Genomic DNA, 17,588 nt, shown 5'->3' on the forward strand with positions numbered 1-17,588 from the left:
TCATGACCAAACGTCATTTACTGTATGCGTATACAGTATTGGATTCGTACCCATGAACAGTGATGAAGACACCCTCGGATGGCTTGGTCTCCCCACCCCACTGCAGATGTACCGACAGCATTGCCGTCTGCTGGAGAACGAGATCCAGGAACTCAATCTGCAATTACGCAAAGCGCGGGCAGACGTTTTCGGTATCAGTCAAATGCTTCTCGAAACCCAGGCGAAGAACACTGAGTTTGCGGGGTATCTGCGGGAACGTGGGGCCGAAGCAGCAGCAATGCGTAAGCAAATCGCCGACCTGACCACATTGTTCAATGCGAGCAGGCGGGAGGCGGACGAGCTGCGGCGCATCGTCAATGAAATGAGACCTCGGCCGACCACGATTGTCTAAGGTCAAACGGAAAGAGGGTTTGCCATGTGCGGAAGACTGTCGCAGTACCGGGGAATCCACGACTTTGTTGCTGCACTGAGCATGCCCAATGCCCTTGCAAACTCGGTGGGTGATCAGCCGATCGAGCGATACAACGTCGCCCCAACGACCCACGTGGCGTTACTACACCTGCAGGGCGAGTTGCTACACGCCGATCCTGTGCGATGGGGGTGGCGCCCACATTGGGCCAAAGACCGAGCCGCGCCAATCAATGCACGCGTCGAAAAGGTTGCACACGGCCCGTTCTTTAGGGCGATCTGGCCACACCGTGCGATCACGCCTATCGACAACTGGTTCGAGTGGGTGGACGAAGGCGGACCGAAGAAACAGCCTTATCTAATCCGCAGGCGGGACGGCGCGCCGATCTTCTGCGCAGCCATTGGCCAGCTACCAGACGCTGATGAAGGCCCGGGCGAGCATGACGGCTTTGTGATCATCACCGCAGACAGCGCCGGCGGTATGGTGGACATCCACGACAGAAGGCCCGTGGTACTTACGCCGGACCTTGCCCGTGAATGGCTGAACCCAGCAACGCCAAAAGAGCGTGCTGAGCAGTTGGTGTTGCACCAGGGCGAGCCGGCCGAGGCCTTTGAATGGTTCAAGGTCAGCGCCGCCGTGGGCAACGTGAGAAACAAGGAAGCCAGTTTGATTCAGCCAGCACTTTAGAAACCAAATCTCACCGGAGATCTGAGCGCTCAATTTAGTGACGTTGTAGTATCAAGGACGCTTGGTATTGAGCGAGCCTGAGACATCTGAAGGAGACATACATGCTCAGAGATATGGATTTGATGAGGCTTGTAGTGCTTGAGGTTGAGAAGGACCATCAGGGACCAAATCATTTGCTTACCTACGACGACTTTGAGCGCGATATGGTGATTGATGGTTTCACCCCAGCCCAAGTCGAGTATCACCTCCAACTGGCTATCCAAAGCAGACTTTTTGCGATGCCGAGTAACCCCGGGTGGCTTTACATTTTTACGGGGCTGACACCAGCTGGTCACGATTTTGCGGACTCGGTAAGAGACGACAAAATCTGGAAAATGACCAAAGAAGGAGCGTTGAAGGCGGGCGGTTCAACGTTCGAACTACTTGGCCAATTAGCCAAGGGATTTCTCAAGCAGCAACTCGAAAAGCATACAGGGGTTCCCCTGTAACGAAAAAGCCGCCTATGCGGCGGCTATGTCATGCGGGTATGAATTTATACCCGCCCCTCTTTCACGTCAGAACAACCCTCCCAGTGCCGCCGGCTCCCAATTCATGATCACCAGCTCCCCGCTGACCTCAGCCTTCCCCTGCCGCTGATTGGTAGAGCTGTACCGAATGTCCACCGTTTCGAAGTGGAACCCATCAAACACACGCCGAATATCGGGGTGGTCGTTAATGCTGACCATCACCTTGCCCTTGCAGCGGCGCATAAAGTCGGCCATACGTTCGTAGTTTTCAAAAGGAAAGTCCACGCCATAGCCTGCGGTCTGCCAGTAAGGCGGGTCCATGTAGTGGAAGGTATGCGGCCGGTCGTACCGCTCCGCGCACTCCAGCCAGCCCAGGTTCTCGACATAGGTGCCTGAGAGGCGCTGCCACGCGGCGGAAAGGTTCTCCTCGATCCGCAGCAGGTTGATGGCAGGTCCAGTGGTGGCTGTTCCGAAGGTCTGCCCGCTGACCTTGCCGGCGAAGGCGTGGTGCTGCAGGTAGAAAAACCGGGCAGCCCGCTGGATGTCGGTGAGTGTTTCAGGCCTGGTCATCTTCTGCCATTCGAACACCTGGCGAGAGCTGAGCGCCCACTTGAACTGGCGCACGAACTCTTCCAAGTGGTTCTGCACCACGCGATACAAAGTCACCAGGTCGCCGTTGATGTCATTGAGGACTTCAACCGGCGCAGCCTGGGGCCGCATGAAGTAAAGCGCGGCGCCGCCGGCAAATACCTCGACGTAGCATTCATGGGGTGGGAACAGCGGAATAAGGCGATCTGCCAGGCGACGCTTGCCGCCCATCCACGGGATTATCGGTGTGCTCATAAGTGATCCTTGTTTCGACAATTGGATTCGCTTAGGCTTCGCACCCCCTGCGCAGTGGGGCGAGGCCTTGGTTGGAGCACTCGGCGTGTTCGAGTGATTCAGCGTCGAGTGGGTGTTAGCGCACCTGCTCGTCGCCTCGTTTACTGCGCGGGGGTACTATTTCTCCCCCGCTCCAAGTTCAAAGGGCTTGAAGCGCACGACTTCCTCGCCGACCCAATCATTGAGAAGGGCAAGGCGTGCCTGAATCGGCTCAAGCTCCAGGGTGGCCCATACCTCCCCTGCCTCCTTCGGGGAGCCAAAGCCCCCCGCGTTCTTCGGCACGATGCCCATCAACTGGGGATAGACCCGCAACGCCGCGAGCACATCGCCCTGGGTCTGGTCCTTGATCGAGTTGAACTCGTCCTTTGCTGACACCTCGCTCACCGGTATCAACTGAATGCCCTCCTTTTTCCCGTTCGGCGCGTACACAAACAGGTTGCGGAAGTTGCCCGGCCCCTTGGAGTTTTTCAATGCCGTGCGCAGGTCATCAATGTCGGATTCGTTCTGCGCCGCGTCCGTCATGTACAGGATGAAACCCGCATGACTGCCATTCTCGTAGTACTTGCGGCGAAACAACGTCGCCGATTGATTCAACAGCGCCGATTGCAGTGCACACAGCCACTCCGGCAACCCGTAAATTTCCTGATGCAGATCCAGCTCACGCAAATGGAAGACGCTGCCCTGGTCAAACTCATGTTCATTCTTCCAGCCCTGTACCTGGAAAAAGCGCTGGTCCTTCCCTACCCGCATGTACTTCGCCAGTGCAGGTTTGAGCGCCACGGTCGAGCCCAGCAGTGACCGCCGCGCCTCCACATACCCATTGCCCAATGCCAGGTAGTCCTGGGCGTACTGGTCGAACGCCTCGCGGCTCAACAGCTTGTGCGGAATGAACGTGCGGGTCAGTTGGTTACGCTTGAAGCGCAGCCCCGAGTCGAGGTGAACGCTGGCCTTCACCGATCGAGCCAGTCCGTCCAGTGACAATGGCGGCTCATACCAGCGCCCGTTAAACCAGCACTCCAACGAGTCGAATATCTCCCTGGCCGATAACACCGACTCAGGCTCGCCGAACGTGAAAGCCACTGACTTGTGCTCACTCACCGCCTGCTCCGTGGCAACCGCCACCTCATTGTTTGTACTCATCAAAAAAGCTCCATCCGCCCGGTATTGGCAGCCGTCTGCCCTTCGAGCGGTTCGTGGTGTAGTGCATGGAAAAGCGCCCAGGCCAGGTCGGCGTGGCCGGTTGATTCGCTACGTCCTGCGGTATAGGTGAACTGCCGGCCGCTGGCGGTGATGGTTTTGCGGATCGCCATCAGTGATTGAGCGAAGTCCGTCCAGCCGGCGTCGAACTCCAGCCGGCCTTTATGGATCACGTCATATGCCTTCATCACCAAGCGCGACTTCACCTCTGGCGAATAGCTGAACGTTGTCAGCCCAGGGAAAAACTGCCGCACAAGCTGCGCCACGCCCGAGCCCATGCCGGTTGTGTCGATGCCGATATAGGTCACCCAGTAACGCTGGGTAACCATACGAATTGACTCGGCCTGCGCCGCGAAGTCCATGCCACGGAACTGGTGCCGCTCAAGCACCCGGAACTTACCGCCTGGCACCATGGGCGGCGCAACGACCACCAGGCCAGAGCTATCGCCCGTTTCGGCCGGGTCATAGCCCAACCAAACCTGACGGTCGGCCAGCGGACGCGGCGCCAACGGTTTGTAGTCCTCGGCCCATTCGACCCAGCTGTCCACCATGCAAGACTGCAACATCGACAGAGGGAAGATGCTCGCCCCGTCATCCACAAACTGGCACATCAGCAAGTTCTGGAAGGCCTCGGCGTCGTACTCCTGGCGCAGCTCTTCAAGGTCAAACAGGTCACAGCCGCGCTGCTCGGCGTCCAGAATCGTGACGATCTGCCGCCACACCTTGTCCTCGCACAACCGCCCCTGTTGCAGGGCATCGTGGGAAACATCGACAGAAATACGGTTAGCGGCAGGTTTGCCCTTGTTGAATCGCTCTCCCGTCCAGAACGTGTAGGCCTCGTGAGCCATGCTCGACGGCGTGCTGAAGTAGGTGCGGCGGTATTGCTTCTGCATCGCCATGCCCGAGGCGACCTTGTTCAGTTCCTTGAACTTGAACGTCCAGAAGAATTCGTCGAAGTAGAAATTGCCGTGGTAGCCCTGGGCGGTGCGGGCATTGGTGCCCAGGAAGTGCAGCTCGGCGCCGTTCGCCAATGTGATGGGATCGCCGGTCAGTTCAACGCCGACGACTTCCCTGGCAAAGGACTGAATATACGACTTGAAAATGTGAGCCTGATTCTTCGACGCTGATAGGAAAATCTGGTTACGCCCCGTGGTCAGGGCATCAATCAATGCCTCCCGAGCGAAGTAGAAAGTCGCCCCGATCTGCCGGCTTTTCAGGATGGCCCTGGTGCGCTGATTACCCGCCTTGTACCAATCCAGCTGATAACCGAAGCACCCATCGATAAACGCCTGGGTGAGCAGCTCAATATGCTCTTCGCTGAACTCATTGCGGCTCGGTTTTTTCTTGGGTCCGCTGTTGCGATCATTCAGTTTCGGGTTTAGCTCAGACTCGGTACCGCCGCCCTGGAACCGCTCAATACGGGCCTGGCGCTCAAGCTGCCGGTGGAGCAGGTCAATTTCCTTGAAATCGCCGCCGGTCTTGCCTTCCTTCAGGATCAACTGCACCAACCGCGCTTCCAACGCGCCGCCAATTCGCTCGACATTACCCGCCCGGTCCCATTCGTCACGGGTTTTCCAGCTGTGGACGGTCTTCTCTTTTTCGTCCAGGTACTCGGCAATTTCGGTGATGCGCCAACCCGTCCAGTACAAAAATTTGGCCTGGCGACGGTTATCACGGATGGGAATTTCAGCGAGAGCATTCATGGCGCAGATGCTGCCTCCCGCGCGCGTGGTACACCCGCCCCGCTCCCTGTAGAGCCTTGCTCTACAAGTGCGGCTCGTTGCCCGCGAGGCCGCAGCTGCCGACCATGCCCACATCGCAACGGCAGTTAGCCGCCACCGCACTGAGGACTCCCCATGGCCAGCAGCACCAAACAGAAATTCCGCTCCAAGTGGACCCGCATTGCCGTAGAAGGCGCGACCACCGATGGCCGCATCATCGAGCGGAACTGGATTGCCGACATGGCCTCGCAGTACACCCCGAACACCTATGGCGCTCGCATCAACTGCGAGCACATCAAGGGTTACTGGCCGGGTGGCGAGTTCGGCGCTTACGGCGACGTATTGGCACTTAAGGCTGAAGAAGTCGAGATTGCCGGCATCAAGAAATTGGCGTTGTTCGCCCAACTGGAACCCAACGAAGCGCTGCTGGCCCTGAACAAGAAAGGTCAGAAGGTCTACACCTCGGTGGAGATCCAACCGAAGTTTGCCGACAGCGGCAAGGCCTATCTGGTTGGTCTTGCTATTACCGACACCCCAGCCAGCCTGGGCACTGAAGCACTGAGTTTCAGCGCCCAACACGGCACCTTGGCCGGCCGTAAACAGGACAAAGACAACCTGTTCAGCGTCGCCGAAGAAGCCAGCTTCGAATTCGAAGAAGTCACCGACCAGCCGAGTGCTTTTGCAGCAATCAAGGCCAAACTCGGTGAGTTCATCAAACTGAGCAAGGACAAGGAAGGCAAGGACGCCACCACTTTCTCCGACATCGGTGAAGCGCTGGAAAGCCTGGTGACCCTTGCCACCCAGCAGGCTGAGCAAGCCGAAGCTTCAAGCACGGCCCTGGCAGATCTGAAAAAGCAGTTCACCAGCCTGGATACCGAGCTGAAAGAGCTCAAAACCAAGCTCGGCCAAACCGCTGATCTCAGCCAGCAACAGCGCCCGTCCAGCACTGGCGGTCCTGGGACCGTACTGACTGCTTACTGAACCCACGGCCCAATACCGACAAGCCTATTCACCGGAGAACACCCCCATGCGTAAAGAAACACGCTTCGCCTTCGCCGCCCTGGCCGTGCAGATCGCCCTGCTCAATGGCGTAGCCAGTGCCCACGAAAAATTCAGCGTCGACCCCAGCATCCAACAAAAACTGGAAGTTGCGGTGCAGGAATCCGATGGTTTCCTGAAACAGATCAACATCATTGGCGTCGACGAACAGTCAGGGGAAGCTCTGCTGCTGGGTGTCAATGGCCCGGTTGCAAGCCGCACAGATACCTCCGGTGGCACCCGTCGCAGCCCGTTGAGCCGTAGCACGCTGAGCAAAGACAGCTACGTCTGCAAGCAAACGAACTTCGACAGCGCGTTTCCCTATGCCCTGCTGGATGCCTGGGCCAAGTTCCCCGACTTCCAAGTCAAGCTGAGCAACGCGATCATCCTGCGCCAGGCCCTGGACCGCATCATGATCGGTTTCAACGGCACCAGCGCCGCTGCAACCACCAACCGTGCCGCCAACCCTCTGCTGCAAGACGTCAACATCGGTTGGCTGCAAAAAATCCGCCTCAGCGCCGATGACCGCGTGCTCGACGCGGCCACCATTGGCCCCCGCAAAGTCATCAAGGTTGCGGGAGTCGATACCGTATTTGAGGGTGATTACGCCAACCTCGACGGCCTGGTGTTCGACGCAATCCAAATGCTCGACCCATGGCACCGCACCCGCCCGGATCTGCGCGTATTGGTTTCCCGCAACCTGATGCACAGCAAACTGCTGGCAGCCGTGGAAAAGGGGGCCGACTCCAACCAGGAAGAAAACGCCGCTCAAGAGATTGTCAGCCGCGCCCGTTTGGGTGGCCTGCCGGTCGTCGACGCTCCGTTCTTCCCGGATAACACCGTGCTGGTCACCACCCTCAGCAACCTTTCGATCTACTACCAGAACGGTGCCCGTCGCCGTCACCTGAAAGACGAACCTGAGCTGGATCGTATCGCCGACTACCAGTCTTCGAACGAAGCCTACGTGATCGAAGACTTCGGCCTGGTAGCCCTGGTGGAAGACATCACGGCCGTCAACTACCCAGCTCCAACCGGGGCATAAGAGGCGCGCCATGCACCAGACACCAGCCCAACGCAACCAGCTGCGCAAACGCGCAGCCATTGAGTCCGCCGCAACTGCGCCGGCCACTTCAATGGAAGGTGCAACCGCCTACGAGCACCAACTCGCCCAGCTGGCACAGCACCGCGCGCGTCTCAAGCAGGTGCAGTCCGACCAGGGCAAAGCTGAACTCAAAGCGCTGCTGATCCCCGAGTACGAGCCCTACGTGCAGGGTGTTTTGGACGCCGGCAACGGCGCTCAAGACGAAGTACTCACCACCATCATGCTCTGGTGTATTGATGCCGGCGCCTACCCCGGTGCGCTGCAAATCGCTGATTACGTGATCAAGCACGGCTTGAAAATGCCGGATCGCTTCGCACGCACTACCGGCACCTTGATCGCCGAAGAAATCGCCGAAGCCGCCCTTAAAGCGCAGAAGGCTGGTGAAGGTTTCCCGTTGTGGATTCTAGAGCAGGCCGCCCGCATCACCGCCGAACAGGATATGCCTGACCAAGCCCGCGCCAAGCTGCACCTGGCAATTGGTAAGGAAAACGCCGCAAAAGTGCCGAATGAAAACCTCACGACAACTGACGTTGGTTTTCTGGTGGTGGCAAAGGCTCACCTGAGCAAAGCCATCGATCTGCACAGCAACTGCGGCGGCAAAAAGGATCTGGAGCGCGTCGAGCGCCTCCTCAAAAAGTACGCTGCTCCCAGCAGCTAACCGAGCGTCCCCACGCACCCCGCCGGCTCGGGGCGGATCGGCCAGGCCGCTCCTCCTGAACGTGAAGCCCCGACCACCGGCGATCTATCGGAGCCGTCATGAACACCGCCTTTGCCAACCTCTACCAGAGTGATTTCACTCCAACGGAATCTGAACGGCGCTTGGCTGCTGCGGCTGAACAGTACGTGACCGAAACAGAGGCTTACGACCGCACCGTCTGCACCGGCCCAATTGTGAAAGGCTCCATCATGCCGGCCGACTCGCACGAACGTGTGCTAGTGAACCGCAACGCCATTCGAGCGATGGACCATCTCTGTACGCAACACCCCGAATTCACCCGGCAGCAGATCCTGCGCGAAGTTTCCCGCGCAGACATCCGAGGCCCTTCCCATTGAGCGCATTCGTAGCCAGCGGACCGGTCACCGGCGGTCATATCAACACCGACCCATTCTGGCCCTCAATCGATCTTGAGCAGTTGCGCGCCACCCTGCGCATCGACAACAGCGTCACGCTAGCCCGCCTGGAAACCGCCGTAATCGCCGCAGCCATCAACCTCAACCGTGAATTGAAGTCGTGGAAAGCGAAGCAACTGGCTGCCGGCTACGCCACGTTGGCCGAGGTCCCCGACGATAAAATCAAAGATGTATCTGTCCAGGCTCACTTGTATCGCCGTGCGATCGAGGCCGGTACGGGCGCCGAAGTTTGCGAGCGGTACCGCGACTACAGCGCGACCAATACAGGCAGCGATAAGGCCGAAGAAACCGCCCCGACCATCGACGACTACCGCCGCGATCTGCGTTGGGCCGTCCGTGACTTCCTCGGAATCAGCCGTACCACCGTGGAGCTGATCTGATGCCCGTCGCCATCCGCGCCAACCAAAACGAAACCGTTGACGCCCTCTGCTGGCGGTTCTACGGCCGCACCGCCGGCGTCACCGAGGCTGTTCTTGAAGCAAACCCCGGCCTGGCCGAGCACGGCCCAATCCTGCCGCAAGGCCTTGTCGTCAACATGCCCGAAGCCCAAACCAGCGCGCCCCAGCGGCAGATGGTTCAGCTATGGAACTGAAACCCTGCATCCAAGGAACCCCACACCATGGCTGATCCGACTTCCAGCGTTGTGACTGGTCTGCTCATTGGTTTGGGCCTGTCCACCGTAACGCCCGTCATCGACGACGGAGCGCTATTCGGCGCCATCCTCGGCGCCTGGCTTGTTACCAGTACCAAGCGTGACCTCAAAGTCTGGCAGCGGCTGGGCTCACTGTTCCTGTCGGCCGGCGTGGGCTATCTGTTCGCGCCCATGGCCTTGCAGGCAATCCCGTTTATCACCAGTGGTGGCAGTGCGTTTCTCTGTGCCCTGGTGGTCATCCCAATCAGCATCAAGCTGATGGTGTGGGTGGAAAAAGCGGACATCTGGGACATCTGGCGTCGCATCCGAGGGGGCACCTGATATGCCGAACATCGAACTGGCCGTGCAGTTGATCACGGCAATCGCCTACCTGCTGAGTGCCCTGCGCCTGGCCTGCTACACCCGAGGTGATGCGCGTTACCGGCGCAGCATCTCGCTGCTTGCAAGCCTGTTTGGCGCCACGTTGTGCATCTGCGGTCTGGAGATCCTGCTAGAACGCCAACCCACCAGCCTCGGACAGGCCGCTGCCATCGTGCTGCTCTGCATTCTGATTTTCCGTTCACGCGGCAACGTCGCCGCCCTGTTGAGGCCCAGCGCATGACCACCACCCTTCGCCACGGCGACCGCTCGCAAGCAGTGCTGATGCTGCAAAAGAACCTCATCAAGCACGGCGCCAAGCTGGTACCGGATGGACACTATGGCGATGCCACTGAATCCGCCGTGCGTGCGTACCAGGTGAAAGCCGGCCTGGTCGCCGATGGCGTCGCCGGTACCAAGACGCAAACTAGTCTTGCCGGCGGCGACTGTGCCCAGCTGCTGCGCAACAACGACCTGGTGACCGCAGCCGAACGTCTCGACGTACCGTTGGCGAGCATCTACGCGGTCAATGAGGTGGAGTCCAAGGGCAAGGGCTTTCTCGACAACGGCAAGCCGGTGATCCTGTTCGAAAGGCATATCATGTACCGCCAGCTCGCCATGGTTCGGCACCCTGGCGATGACCCGGCCGAACTCAAGCGGCACGCCGACCAACTCGCCACCGCCAACCCAGCCCTGGTCAACCCGAAGGCCGGCGGCTACATCGGCGGTACCTCAGAGCACCAGCGCCTGGCGATGGCCCGCCTAATCGATGACACCGCCGCACTGGAGTCGGCGTCCTGGGGCGCCTTCCAGATCATGGGGTTCCATTGGAAGCGCCTCGGCTATGCCAGCGTGCAGGAATTTGCGGCGGCAATGAGTGCCAGCGAATCGCAACAGCTCGACGCGTTCACCCGCTTCATTGAAACCGACCCTGTGCTACACAAGGCGCTGAAGGCTCGCAAATGGGCCGAGTTCGCCAAGCTATACAACGGCCCGGATTACCTTCGAAATCTCTATGACACTAAGCTCCAGCGCGCGTACGAACGGCACGCAAGCTGCGAGTGCGGGCAAGGAGTGGCGGCATGATCGACTTCGACGCGGTGAAGAAACTAAAGGTGCAGGACGGTGATTTGCTGGTGGTGCCTGAGTCCACCGAGCAAGACGACATGCAGCTGTTGGCTGAATCAATCCAGATCATGAACGGCGCCATGGCCGTGATCGTGCGCGGCCCAATCACGCAACTCGACACCGCCGCCATGAACAAACTCGGCTGGTATCGCGCGTGAGCACCGTTCGGCAAGCCCTGCTCGGCATCGCCTTGCTCGGCGCTCTGGTGCTACTGATATGGGTCCAGGAAACGCGCATCGACGTCGCTGAAGGCAAAACCGAGCGGGCGCAAGATGCGGCAAAGACCGCCCGCGACGACGCCGCCAGCAACCTGAAAACCGCCAACACCCTCGCCGACATCCTGAAACAGGAACGCGAAAATCAAGGCGCCATGCGCACGCAGCAAGACCTGTTGCGCCAGGGCCTGGCAAAACGCGAGCAAACCATAGAGGAACTCAAACGTGAAAACTCCGAACTGCGCGACTGGGCTGCTCAGCTTTTGCCTGACGCTGCTCGCCGGCTGCGCGAGCGCCCCGCCATCACCGGCGCCGCCGCTTATCGTGACTGGCTGTCCGGCCGTGGTGCCGTGCCACCTGCCGGCGACCAGCCCGCTCAACAACGGTAATCTTCTGACCGACCAAGACCGCGCCGAAGCCGCCTGGGCCGACTGTGCGGCACAGGTCGACATGGTCTACAAACATCAGCGGGCCAACCCATGAACAAGCCCGAGAGCCTGCGCGCTCACCTCTTGGCCAACGTCGCCGATTTCAAGCACGACCCCGACCGCCTGTTGATATTCATCGACAACGGCAAGGTCCGTTGCACCGCCGCACACACCCTGTCGTTTGAATACAGCTTTGACCTGCAGATCATCCTCACCGAGTTCGCCGGACACCCCGACAGCGTGTTTCTGCCAATCCTGGGCTGGCTGAGCGTTAACCAGTCCGAGTTGCTGGAGAACCTCGACAAGGTCAAAAACGGCATTCAGTTCGAAGCGGACATCCTCGACAAGAACAAAGTGGACCTCAGCATTACCCTGGCGCTGACAGAGCGCGTAGTCGTTGGCAACGATGACCAGGGCAACACCACCGTGAAACATCCGAACGAACCGCAGTACGTGGCGGGATACCTCAATCCGAACTGGAAGCCTGGGAGCCAGGGTAACACCAGCGAATGGAGAGTGCCGGATGACGAATAACCTGGAGGCGCTGGAGACCTGGGCGGCAGTGTTGCTGGAACGGCTGGAGCCAGGGGAGCGCAGCAAACTTACCCGCAGCATTGGGCAAGAGCTACGCCGCAGTCAGCAGAAGCGGGTGATGGCGCAGGAAAACCCCGACGGGAGCAAGTTTGTACCGCGTAAGCAGAGGAACCTTCAGGGGAAGCAAGGGAGAGTTAAGCGGAAGCTAGCGATGTTCAAGAAGCTGCGGACGGCGTCGTACCTAAAAGTACGGGGCGATAGCAATGCCGTGACGGTGGGCTTCACCGGGCGTATCGCCCGGATTGCGAGGGTTCACCAGTATGGTTTGAAAGATCGTGCCGAGCGTGGAGCGCCCGACGTGCGTTATGAACAGCGCGAGCTTTTGGGCTTTACCGAGACAGATCTTGAGCTTATCAAAGACCATCTACTAGATCATTTAACCACTTGAGCATTATTAAACAACGCGTTATCCGATATACAAAAAGCGAGGTTCAATCTTGTCCTTATATACCTGATGTAAAGTAGCAAGATAGAGAAGACCAATACCGGTAATTTCGTAACTGATTTTTATATACTGCTCTTTCGTACCTCCAAGTATGCTGGTAGTTTTCTCGGCAATCTCTACCTTTCTTTTTGCCATGCGATAAGACGTCAAAATATCACCAAGAGACTCTTCCAAAATATGCGAATTATGGTAACAGTGCATGAAGTTGTGAATATTTAGAGTAAGCATGTCATTGGTAATTCTTACCTGGTCTTCAAAGTGAGTATACTCAAACTCCTGCTTAACCAGGCGACGGAAAACGCCACCGAGAATTTTAGCTTTCTGATCCGAGTCTGCTCGCTCAATAACTTCTAGCAATTCATTTATGAACTGTTCCTTTTTGTTTTCCTTCTTCAGAGATTCGGAAAATGTACCCCATTCATCCGACGTAAACTCCCCCGCCGACTTAACAAACTCCTCAACCTTCTTTTTAAATCTACCTTCCCTAAATTGCAGGTAAGTTTTAACAGTCGCCATAGCCGTTGATACAACCGGTATTTCCTTTAAAACCTCGCTCTCGACACATGCATCCAATAATGCTTCTGCATAGTCAACAATAGGGAAATTCTTAACTGATTCAGTAGCGGCCTCTAGTTTTCCCTTTTTTTCTTCGGTCATGTCCATAATCTCCATAAGTTCAAAATCAAGAAAAGCCGACAAAACGTAGCCGTGCTCTGACGATAGATCAAATTAAAGTTGTAGGGATGGACGCTACAATCGGCGAAAGCTGCGCTCGCGTACGCGCAACGCCACCATCGGCGCCATGAACGACTTCGCCGCCCTCTCCCGCATGCTCGAAAACCTCATCCGCTTCGGCGTCATCGCCGCCGTGCAGATGGAGCCCCCGCGCGTGCAGGTAAAAACCGGAACGCTGACCACCGCCTGGCTGCCTTGGCTCGCACTGCGCGCTGGAGCTGATCAGGAATGGGATCCGCCCACCGAAGGCGAACAGGTGATCCTGTTCAGCCCATCCGGCCAGCTCGCCAACGGCGTTGTCATAACCGGCCTGTTCAGCGACCACATCCCCGCAAACGGCAACCGCGCCGGCCTGCACCGTCGCACCTACGCCGACGGCGCGGTGATCGAGTACGACAGCGTCGCTCACCACCTCAACGCAACCCTACCCGGCAACGGCACCACCAGCCTGGTCAGCAAGGGCGGAATCAACATCATCGGCCCCATCAATCATCAGGGCGACTACAACCAAACCGGTAATCAGAACGTGGTCGGCCGGGTGGGCGTTTCGGTAGACGTGGTCGCGGCGGGCGTCAGCCTTGTTAAGCACCCACACACCAAAGTGCAAACTGGTAACGATATGTCTGGGGGGCCTGTACCAACATGAACCGAGAAACCGGCGCCGCCATCAGCGAACTGGACCACATCGGCCAGAGCATCACGGACATTCTCACCACCCGTATCGGTACCCGAGTGATGCGCCGCGAATACGGCAGCCTGCTGCCCGAGTTGGTGGACCATCCCTTCAACGACGCAACGCGTCTGCGCGTTTACGCGGGCACAGTCATGGCACTGATGCGCTGGGAACCCCGTATCAGCCTGAGTCGTGTGCAGTTTCTCGGCGCGAACCTGCAAGGGCAATCGGTGCTGGAGCTGGAGGGATCCGTCGTCGACAACAATGAGCCGTTGAGCTTGAGCGTGCCGTTGCAAATGGGGGGCAGTGTATGAATTCCTTTGCCGCGATTGACCTCAGCCAGCTCCCTGCGCCGCAGATCGTCGAGCAGATCGACTTCGAATTGATCCTGGCCGAGCGTAAGGCTTACATGATCAGCCTGTGGCCGATCGAGGAGCAGCCGCAGATAGCCGCCCGCCTCGACATGGATTCGGAACCCCTTGCCAAGCTGCTGCAAGAGAACGCCTATCGCGAAACCATCTGGCGTCAACGAGTCAATGAAGCATCAATGGCTAACCTGCTGGCCTTCGCCAAAGGCCCCGATCTGGACCAGTTGGCGGGCAACTTCAACGTCGAGCGCCTGGTGGTTCAGGAAGCCAAGCCAACGGCGATCCCGCCTGTCGCGCGGATTATGGAAAGCGACGACAGCTTGCGCGAACGGGCGCAAATGTCGTGGGAAGGACTAAGTACTGCGGGGCCACGCAACAGCTATATCTTCCATGCGCGAGGTGCTGACGGCCGTGTGGGTGACGCAACCGCTGAAAGCCCTTCGCCCGCCGTGGCAGTCGTCACCGTGCAGGCCCTGCTCGGTGACGGTACGGCGTCGGCCGACCTGGTCGCCGGCGTCAAGAAATACCTAAGCGACGATGACCGCCGGCCAGTTGCCGACCGTCTAACTGTCCAGGGCGCGGAGATCATCCGCTACCAGGTCAAAGCCAAGCTGTACCTACTGACCAACGGGCCCGAGTCGGAGCCGATTCTTGCTGCGGCTGAGCAACGCCTGCGGGCCTACGTCAATCAACGTCGGCGCCTGGCTATGGAAGTGTCGGAATCTGCCCTGCACGCGGCGTTGTTCGTCGAAGGTGTACGCAAGGTTGAGCTGGAAAACTGGGTCGATATTGTCGCCACCAAAGCCCAGGCGCCCTACTGCACCAGCATCACCATCACGCGGGGTGCCGAATAATGGGCGCCCAGCAGTTGCTACCAAAAAACTCCACGCCGCTTGAGCGTCAAGCAGCGCAAGCACTGGCGCAGATTCAACGGGTGCCAATCCCGCTGCGGCAGTTGTGCAACCCCGAGACCTGCCCCTTACCTGCGCTTCCCTACCTGGCCTGGGCCTTTTCCGTCGACCGCTGGGACAGCAAATGGAGCGAAGCCACCAAGCGCGCCGCCATACGGTCATCCCGCTACATCCATGCACACAAAGGCACCATCGGCGCCCTGCGCCGCGTGGTCGAGCCCCTGGGTTACCTGATCGAGGTGGTGGAGTGGTGGCAGACAGTACCGGAAGGCGTGCCCGGCACCTTCGCCTTGAAGGTCGGCGTGCTGGACACCGGCATCACCGAAGAAATGTACCAAGAGCTGACCTGGCTGATCGATGACGCCAAGCCGCTCACCCGACCACTGACCGGCCTGGCCATCAGCCTGGAAAGCACCGGCAACGTGTTTATCGGCGCCTGCGTTTACGAAGGCGACGAACTCAGCGTTTACCCACCAATGCAGCGCGATATCGACGTCAGCGGTGTGTACCGCATCGGTGGACGCGAGCACCATATCGACACGATGGACATCTACTCATGACCGACCAAAACAGCCAGTTCTTCGCGATCCTCACCGCCGTCGGCGAAGCCAAGCAGGCCAACGCTGCAGCCCTCGGCACGTCCTGGACCTTCGCCCAAATGGGCGTGGGGGATGCCAACGGCACCGACCCTATCCCCAGCCGCACACAAACCAAACTGATCAACGAGCGCCGACGAGCCCCTTTAAACCAGGTGAAGGTCGATCCAGCCAATGCCAGCGTGATCATCGCCGAGCAGATCATCCCGGAGAGCATCGGCGGTTGGTGGGTACGGGAGCTTGCTCTTTACGACGCAGACGGCGACATGGTCGCGGTCGCCAACTGCGCGCCCACGTTCAAGCCGCTGCTCGCCCAGGGCTCCGGCCGGACACAAGTGATTCGAATCAACCTGATCGTCAGCAGCACGGCAAACATCGAGTTGAAGATTGACCCGAGCGTTGTGCTTGCAACCCGCGAATACGTCGATACCGTGGTTGTTGAGGCGTTGTCGAAGCTGGACTACAAGCACTCGGTGCTCGCAGCTACTACCGCAAACATCGTGCTGAGCGGCATCCAGACCATCGACGGTGAGTTGTTGCCGGCCGGTGCCCGCGTGCTGGTGAAGGACCAGGCCCAGGCCAAGGACAACGGTATCTATGTGGTTCCAGCAGCGGGTGCGTGGAAGCGTGCACTAGATGCGGACGCCAGTATTGAAGTGACACCGGGGCTGTTTGTCAGCGTTGAAAAGGGCACGACCAACGGCGATAGCGTTTGGCAACTGGTGACAGATGCGCCGATTGTCCTCGGCACAACGCCTCTAGTGTTTGAGGTGGTCGCTGGTCGCACGGGCATAGTTGCCGGAACGTATCGAAGCTTGACCGTCGATAAAAACGGCCGCGTCATTGCTGGCACAAACCCAATCACGCTTGCGGGTTACGGGATCGATATTCCGACGCAGGCCGAGGCCGAGGCGCAAGCCGATCAGGACAACGCCAAGCCCATGACGGTGCTCCGCGTCTTCCAGGCCATTGCCAAAAAGCTTGGCCTTATGGCACAGACCGGGCTGGCCGATGCCACCGTTGGCAAGCTGATGCTCGTCGGTGCCGGCGGCATGCTGGGACCGGTTGAGCCCTTCGGCGACCCGAATGCTATGCCCTGGCGCACCGGCCATTTTGGCGCGACTGCTGCTTCTGTCGCGAACGGTCCTCCCGGTGCCACCCTGGGCGATATGGTTTTTCAAGAGGTCTACAACGCCAACTCCGCCGCGCAGCATTGGACCTGCTACGCATCGGCGCATAAGTACACCCGCCGTTGGAATGTCGGCACCTGGTCTGCCTGGGATGAAGATCTGACGGTTGCCAGCGTTGGGGCATTGATGACGGCCACCCAGTCTGAAACAAACTCAGGCGTCAACGACACCAAATACGTAACCCCGAAGAAGTTTGCGGCAGGGGTGGCAGCCCTGATCATTCAGGCGACCGAAGCAATCAAGGGCATCGCCAAAATTGCAACGCAGGCGCAGGTAAATACGGGGGCCGGCGATGACGTCATTGTGACGCCATACAAAATGCGTCTTGGCTTCTTAGTGAGCCTGAACGCCAACGGTTACATCGTTTTTCCGCAATGGCTTGGCGGATTTATCATTCAGTGGGTGACGTCACCTTCAGTTGCAGCCGCTGGTACTGGTAGCGTGGCGTGGCCGATGGCGTTTCCGAATGCGGCACTGCACGCAGTCGCCGCCCCTGTGGGCGTAGGTGCAAATAGTCAAGCAGGCAACATCGTCCGAGGCGCCATTTCTTCCACTGGTGTCAACCTTTACAACTGGGGACCAATCGCGTCCTCAGCCTGCATTTTGGCAATCGGAGCCTAATT

General features: G+C 58.7%; 24 protein-coding genes and 2 pseudogenes. 22 read left to right on the forward strand and 4 right to left on the reverse strand.

What is annotated here, in order from left to right:
• The first annotated feature begins 52 nt into the window (after positions 1 to 52).
• The 3 genes from HX868_RS23850 to HX868_RS23860 all read left to right on the forward strand — a co-directional run bounded on the left by HX868_RS23850 (position 53) and on the right by HX868_RS23860 (position 1,584).
• A complete protein-coding gene (locus HX868_RS23850; protein WP_177004567.1) occupies positions 53 to 391 on the forward strand; it encodes a hypothetical protein in 339 nt (112 codons plus the stop codon).
• 24 nt (positions 392 to 415) lie between these two features.
• Positions 416 to 1,096 (forward strand): SOS response-associated peptidase family protein, encoded by a 681-nt coding sequence (locus HX868_RS23855; RefSeq protein ID WP_177004568.1) that lies wholly within the window; start codon positions 416 to 418, stop codon positions 1,094 to 1,096.
• Between the two features lie 101 nt (positions 1,097 to 1,197).
• Positions 1,198 to 1,584, forward strand: coding sequence for a DUF2513 domain-containing protein (locus tag HX868_RS23860; protein WP_177004569.1), 387 nt, complete (start codon positions 1,198 to 1,200; stop codon positions 1,582 to 1,584).
• A gap of 66 nt (positions 1,585 to 1,650) precedes the next feature.
• Here the strand turns inward: HX868_RS23860 and HX868_RS23865 are convergent, their stop codons facing one another.
• From HX868_RS23865 to HX868_RS23875, 3 genes are all read right to left on the reverse strand, one after another.
• Positions 1,651 to 2,445: a DNA adenine methylase gene (locus HX868_RS23865; protein ID WP_177004570.1), complete on the reverse strand. Its 795-nt coding sequence runs from the start codon at positions 2,443 to 2,445 to the stop codon at positions 1,651 to 1,653.
• A gap of 156 nt (positions 2,446 to 2,601) precedes the next feature.
• The gene (locus HX868_RS23870; protein ID WP_177004571.1) at positions 2,602 to 3,624 is read right to left on the reverse strand and encodes a phage portal protein; all 1,023 of its coding nucleotides are present in this window, start codon (positions 3,622 to 3,624) and stop codon (positions 2,602 to 2,604) included.
• Entirely contained in the window at positions 3,624 to 5,384 is a 1,761-nt protein-coding gene (locus tag HX868_RS23875) for a terminase ATPase subunit family protein (protein ID WP_177004572.1), read from the reverse strand. Before HX868_RS23875 ends, HX868_RS23870 begins: the two co-directional genes overlap by 1 nt.
• A 153-nt stretch (positions 5,385 to 5,537) precedes the next feature.
• Here HX868_RS23875 and HX868_RS23880 point away from each other — a divergent pair, with 153 nt between their 5' ends.
• From HX868_RS23880 to HX868_RS23940, 14 genes and pseudogenes are all read left to right on the forward strand, one after another.
• Positions 5,538 to 6,383, forward strand: a complete 846-nt coding sequence (locus HX868_RS23880) for a GPO family capsid scaffolding protein (RefSeq protein ID WP_177004573.1) — start codon at positions 5,538 to 5,540, stop codon at positions 6,381 to 6,383.
• A gap of 46 nt (positions 6,384 to 6,429) precedes the next feature.
• Positions 6,430 to 7,482, forward strand: coding sequence for a phage major capsid protein, P2 family (locus HX868_RS23885; RefSeq protein ID WP_177004574.1), 1,053 nt, complete (start codon positions 6,430 to 6,432; stop codon positions 7,480 to 7,482).
• A gap of 10 nt (positions 7,483 to 7,492) precedes the next feature.
• Positions 7,493 to 8,200 carry a phage terminase small subunit gene (gene gpM / locus HX868_RS23890; protein ID WP_177004575.1) on the forward strand — a complete coding sequence of 236 codons (708 nt, stop codon included), beginning with the start codon at positions 7,493 to 7,495 and terminating at the stop codon, positions 8,198 to 8,200.
• Between the two features lie 98 nt (positions 8,201 to 8,298).
• The gene (locus tag HX868_RS23895; protein WP_177004576.1) at positions 8,299 to 8,595 is read left to right on the forward strand and encodes a hypothetical protein; all 297 of its coding nucleotides are present in this window, start codon (positions 8,299 to 8,301) and stop codon (positions 8,593 to 8,595) included.
• Positions 8,592 to 9,053, forward strand: coding sequence for a head completion/stabilization protein (locus tag HX868_RS23900; RefSeq protein ID WP_177004577.1), 462 nt, complete (start codon positions 8,592 to 8,594; stop codon positions 9,051 to 9,053). Before HX868_RS23895 ends, HX868_RS23900 begins: the two co-directional genes overlap by 4 nt.
• Positions 9,053 to 9,265, forward strand: a complete 213-nt coding sequence (locus HX868_RS23905; RefSeq protein ID WP_177004578.1) for a tail protein X — start codon at positions 9,053 to 9,055, stop codon at positions 9,263 to 9,265. Before HX868_RS23900 ends, HX868_RS23905 begins: the two co-directional genes overlap by 1 nt.
• Before the next feature lie 27 nt (positions 9,266 to 9,292).
• Positions 9,293 to 9,646: a putative holin gene (locus tag HX868_RS23910; RefSeq protein ID WP_122748500.1), complete on the forward strand. Its 354-nt coding sequence runs from the start codon at positions 9,293 to 9,295 to the stop codon at positions 9,644 to 9,646.
• Position 9,647: 1 nt separating this feature from the next.
• Positions 9,648 to 9,926, forward strand: coding sequence for a phage holin family protein (locus HX868_RS23915; RefSeq protein WP_065882264.1), 279 nt, complete (start codon positions 9,648 to 9,650; stop codon positions 9,924 to 9,926).
• Positions 9,923 to 10,768 carry an N-acetylmuramidase domain-containing protein gene (locus HX868_RS23920; RefSeq protein ID WP_177004579.1) on the forward strand — a complete coding sequence of 282 codons (846 nt, stop codon included), beginning with the start codon at positions 9,923 to 9,925 and terminating at the stop codon, positions 10,766 to 10,768. Before HX868_RS23915 ends, HX868_RS23920 begins: the two co-directional genes overlap by 4 nt.
• On the forward strand, positions 10,765 to 10,968 hold the full coding sequence (locus HX868_RS23925) for a hypothetical protein (protein WP_177004580.1): 204 nt from the start codon (positions 10,765 to 10,767) through the stop codon (positions 10,966 to 10,968). The genes HX868_RS23920 and HX868_RS23925 overlap by 4 nt, the downstream gene beginning before the upstream one ends.
• Positions 10,965 to 11,405: pseudogene (gene lysB, locus HX868_RS30905) on the forward strand (Rz-like lysis system protein LysB); the annotation flags it as partial. The gene HX868_RS23925 and the pseudogene lysB, both read left to right, overlap by 4 nt.
• A pseudogene (gene lysC / locus HX868_RS30595) lies at positions 11,323 to 11,508 on the forward strand (Rz1-like lysis system protein LysC); the annotation flags it as partial. The pseudogenes lysB and lysC, both read left to right, overlap by 83 nt.
• Complete coding sequence (locus HX868_RS23935; RefSeq protein WP_177004582.1) at positions 11,505 to 11,987, forward strand: phage tail protein; 483 nt, start codon at positions 11,505 to 11,507, stop codon at positions 11,985 to 11,987. The pseudogene lysC and the gene HX868_RS23935, both read left to right, overlap by 4 nt.
• Positions 11,977 to 12,435 carry a phage virion morphogenesis protein gene (locus HX868_RS23940; RefSeq protein WP_177004583.1) on the forward strand — a complete coding sequence of 153 codons (459 nt, stop codon included), beginning with the start codon at positions 11,977 to 11,979 and terminating at the stop codon, positions 12,433 to 12,435. The genes HX868_RS23935 and HX868_RS23940 overlap by 11 nt, the downstream gene beginning before the upstream one ends.
• Before the next feature lie 18 nt (positions 12,436 to 12,453).
• Here HX868_RS23940 and HX868_RS23945 read toward each other — a convergent pair whose 3' ends face one another.
• Positions 12,454 to 13,149 (reverse strand): hypothetical protein, encoded by a 696-nt coding sequence (locus tag HX868_RS23945; RefSeq protein ID WP_177004584.1) that lies wholly within the window; start codon positions 13,147 to 13,149, stop codon positions 12,454 to 12,456.
• A 145-nt stretch (positions 13,150 to 13,294) separates the two neighbouring features.
• On the opposite strand from HX868_RS23945, the gene HX868_RS23950 reads away from it, so the two are divergent.
• From HX868_RS23950 to HX868_RS23970, 5 genes are read left to right on the forward strand one after another with little or no spacing between them, the layout of a single operon-like run.
• On the forward strand, positions 13,295 to 13,873 hold the full coding sequence (locus tag HX868_RS23950; protein ID WP_177004585.1) for a phage baseplate assembly protein V: 579 nt from the start codon (positions 13,295 to 13,297) through the stop codon (positions 13,871 to 13,873).
• Positions 13,870 to 14,214, forward strand: a complete 345-nt coding sequence (locus tag HX868_RS23955) for a GPW/gp25 family protein (RefSeq protein ID WP_177004586.1) — start codon at positions 13,870 to 13,872, stop codon at positions 14,212 to 14,214. The genes HX868_RS23950 and HX868_RS23955 overlap by 4 nt, the downstream gene beginning before the upstream one ends.
• The gene (locus tag HX868_RS23960; protein ID WP_177004587.1) at positions 14,211 to 15,122 is read left to right on the forward strand and encodes a baseplate J/gp47 family protein; all 912 of its coding nucleotides are present in this window, start codon (positions 14,211 to 14,213) and stop codon (positions 15,120 to 15,122) included. The genes HX868_RS23955 and HX868_RS23960 overlap by 4 nt, the downstream gene beginning before the upstream one ends.
• Complete coding sequence (locus tag HX868_RS23965) at positions 15,122 to 15,739, forward strand: phage tail protein I (RefSeq protein WP_177004588.1); 618 nt, start codon at positions 15,122 to 15,124, stop codon at positions 15,737 to 15,739. Before HX868_RS23960 ends, HX868_RS23965 begins: the two co-directional genes overlap by 1 nt.
• On the forward strand, positions 15,736 to 17,586 hold the full coding sequence (locus HX868_RS23970; RefSeq protein WP_177004589.1) for a phage tail-collar fiber domain-containing protein: 1,851 nt from the start codon (positions 15,736 to 15,738) through the stop codon (positions 17,584 to 17,586). The genes HX868_RS23965 and HX868_RS23970 overlap by 4 nt, the downstream gene beginning before the upstream one ends.
• Positions 17,587 to 17,588 lie beyond the last annotated feature (2 nt).

The organism is Pseudomonas reactans (genome assembly GCF_013385825.1).
Classification (GTDB): Bacteria; Pseudomonadota; Gammaproteobacteria; order Pseudomonadales; family Pseudomonadaceae; genus Aquipseudomonas; species Aquipseudomonas reactans.

Coding starts and splice junctions, on each gene's coding strand:
- HX868_RS23905 (WP_177004578.1), top strand. CDS start 9,053: ATGCCCGTCGCCATCCGCGCCAACCAAAACGAAACCGTTGACGCCCTC.
- HX868_RS23945 (WP_177004584.1), bottom strand. CDS start 13,149: ATGACCGAAGAAAAAAAGGGAAAACTAGAGGCCGCTACTGAATCAGTT.
- HX868_RS23865 (WP_177004570.1), bottom strand. CDS start 2,445: ATGAGCACACCGATAATCCCGTGGATGGGCGGCAAGCGTCGCCTGGCA.
- HX868_RS23880 (WP_177004573.1), top strand. CDS start 5,538: ATGGCCAGCAGCACCAAACAGAAATTCCGCTCCAAGTGGACCCGCATT.
- HX868_RS23860 (WP_177004569.1), top strand. CDS start 1,198: ATGCTCAGAGATATGGATTTGATGAGGCTTGTAGTGCTTGAGGTTGAG.
- HX868_RS23935 (WP_177004582.1), top strand. CDS start 11,505: ATGAACAAGCCCGAGAGCCTGCGCGCTCACCTCTTGGCCAACGTCGCC.
- HX868_RS23950 (WP_177004585.1), top strand. CDS start 13,295: ATGAACGACTTCGCCGCCCTCTCCCGCATGCTCGAAAACCTCATCCGC.
- HX868_RS23925 (WP_177004580.1), top strand. CDS start 10,765: ATGATCGACTTCGACGCGGTGAAGAAACTAAAGGTGCAGGACGGTGAT.
- HX868_RS23870 (WP_177004571.1), bottom strand. CDS start 3,624: ATGAGTACAAACAATGAGGTGGCGGTTGCCACGGAGCAGGCGGTGAGT.
- HX868_RS23955 (WP_177004586.1), top strand. CDS start 13,870: ATGAACCGAGAAACCGGCGCCGCCATCAGCGAACTGGACCACATCGGC.
- HX868_RS23960 (WP_177004587.1), top strand. CDS start 14,211: ATGAATTCCTTTGCCGCGATTGACCTCAGCCAGCTCCCTGCGCCGCAG.
- HX868_RS23885 (WP_177004574.1), top strand. CDS start 6,430: ATGCGTAAAGAAACACGCTTCGCCTTCGCCGCCCTGGCCGTGCAGATC.
- HX868_RS23940 (WP_177004583.1), top strand. CDS start 11,977: ATGACGAATAACCTGGAGGCGCTGGAGACCTGGGCGGCAGTGTTGCTG.
- HX868_RS23850 (WP_177004567.1), top strand. CDS start 53: ATGAACAGTGATGAAGACACCCTCGGATGGCTTGGTCTCCCCACCCCA.
- HX868_RS23855 (WP_177004568.1), top strand. CDS start 416: ATGTGCGGAAGACTGTCGCAGTACCGGGGAATCCACGACTTTGTTGCT.
- gpM (WP_177004575.1), top strand. CDS start 7,493: ATGCACCAGACACCAGCCCAACGCAACCAGCTGCGCAAACGCGCAGCC.
- HX868_RS23970 (WP_177004589.1), top strand. CDS start 15,736: ATGACCGACCAAAACAGCCAGTTCTTCGCGATCCTCACCGCCGTCGGC.
- HX868_RS23895 (WP_177004576.1), top strand. CDS start 8,299: ATGAACACCGCCTTTGCCAACCTCTACCAGAGTGATTTCACTCCAACG.
- HX868_RS23920 (WP_177004579.1), top strand. CDS start 9,923: ATGACCACCACCCTTCGCCACGGCGACCGCTCGCAAGCAGTGCTGATG.
- HX868_RS23910 (WP_122748500.1), top strand. CDS start 9,293: ATGGCTGATCCGACTTCCAGCGTTGTGACTGGTCTGCTCATTGGTTTG.
- HX868_RS23875 (WP_177004572.1), bottom strand. CDS start 5,384: ATGAATGCTCTCGCTGAAATTCCCATCCGTGATAACCGTCGCCAGGCC.
- HX868_RS23965 (WP_177004588.1), top strand. CDS start 15,122: ATGGGCGCCCAGCAGTTGCTACCAAAAAACTCCACGCCGCTTGAGCGT.
- HX868_RS23915 (WP_065882264.1), top strand. CDS start 9,648: ATGCCGAACATCGAACTGGCCGTGCAGTTGATCACGGCAATCGCCTAC.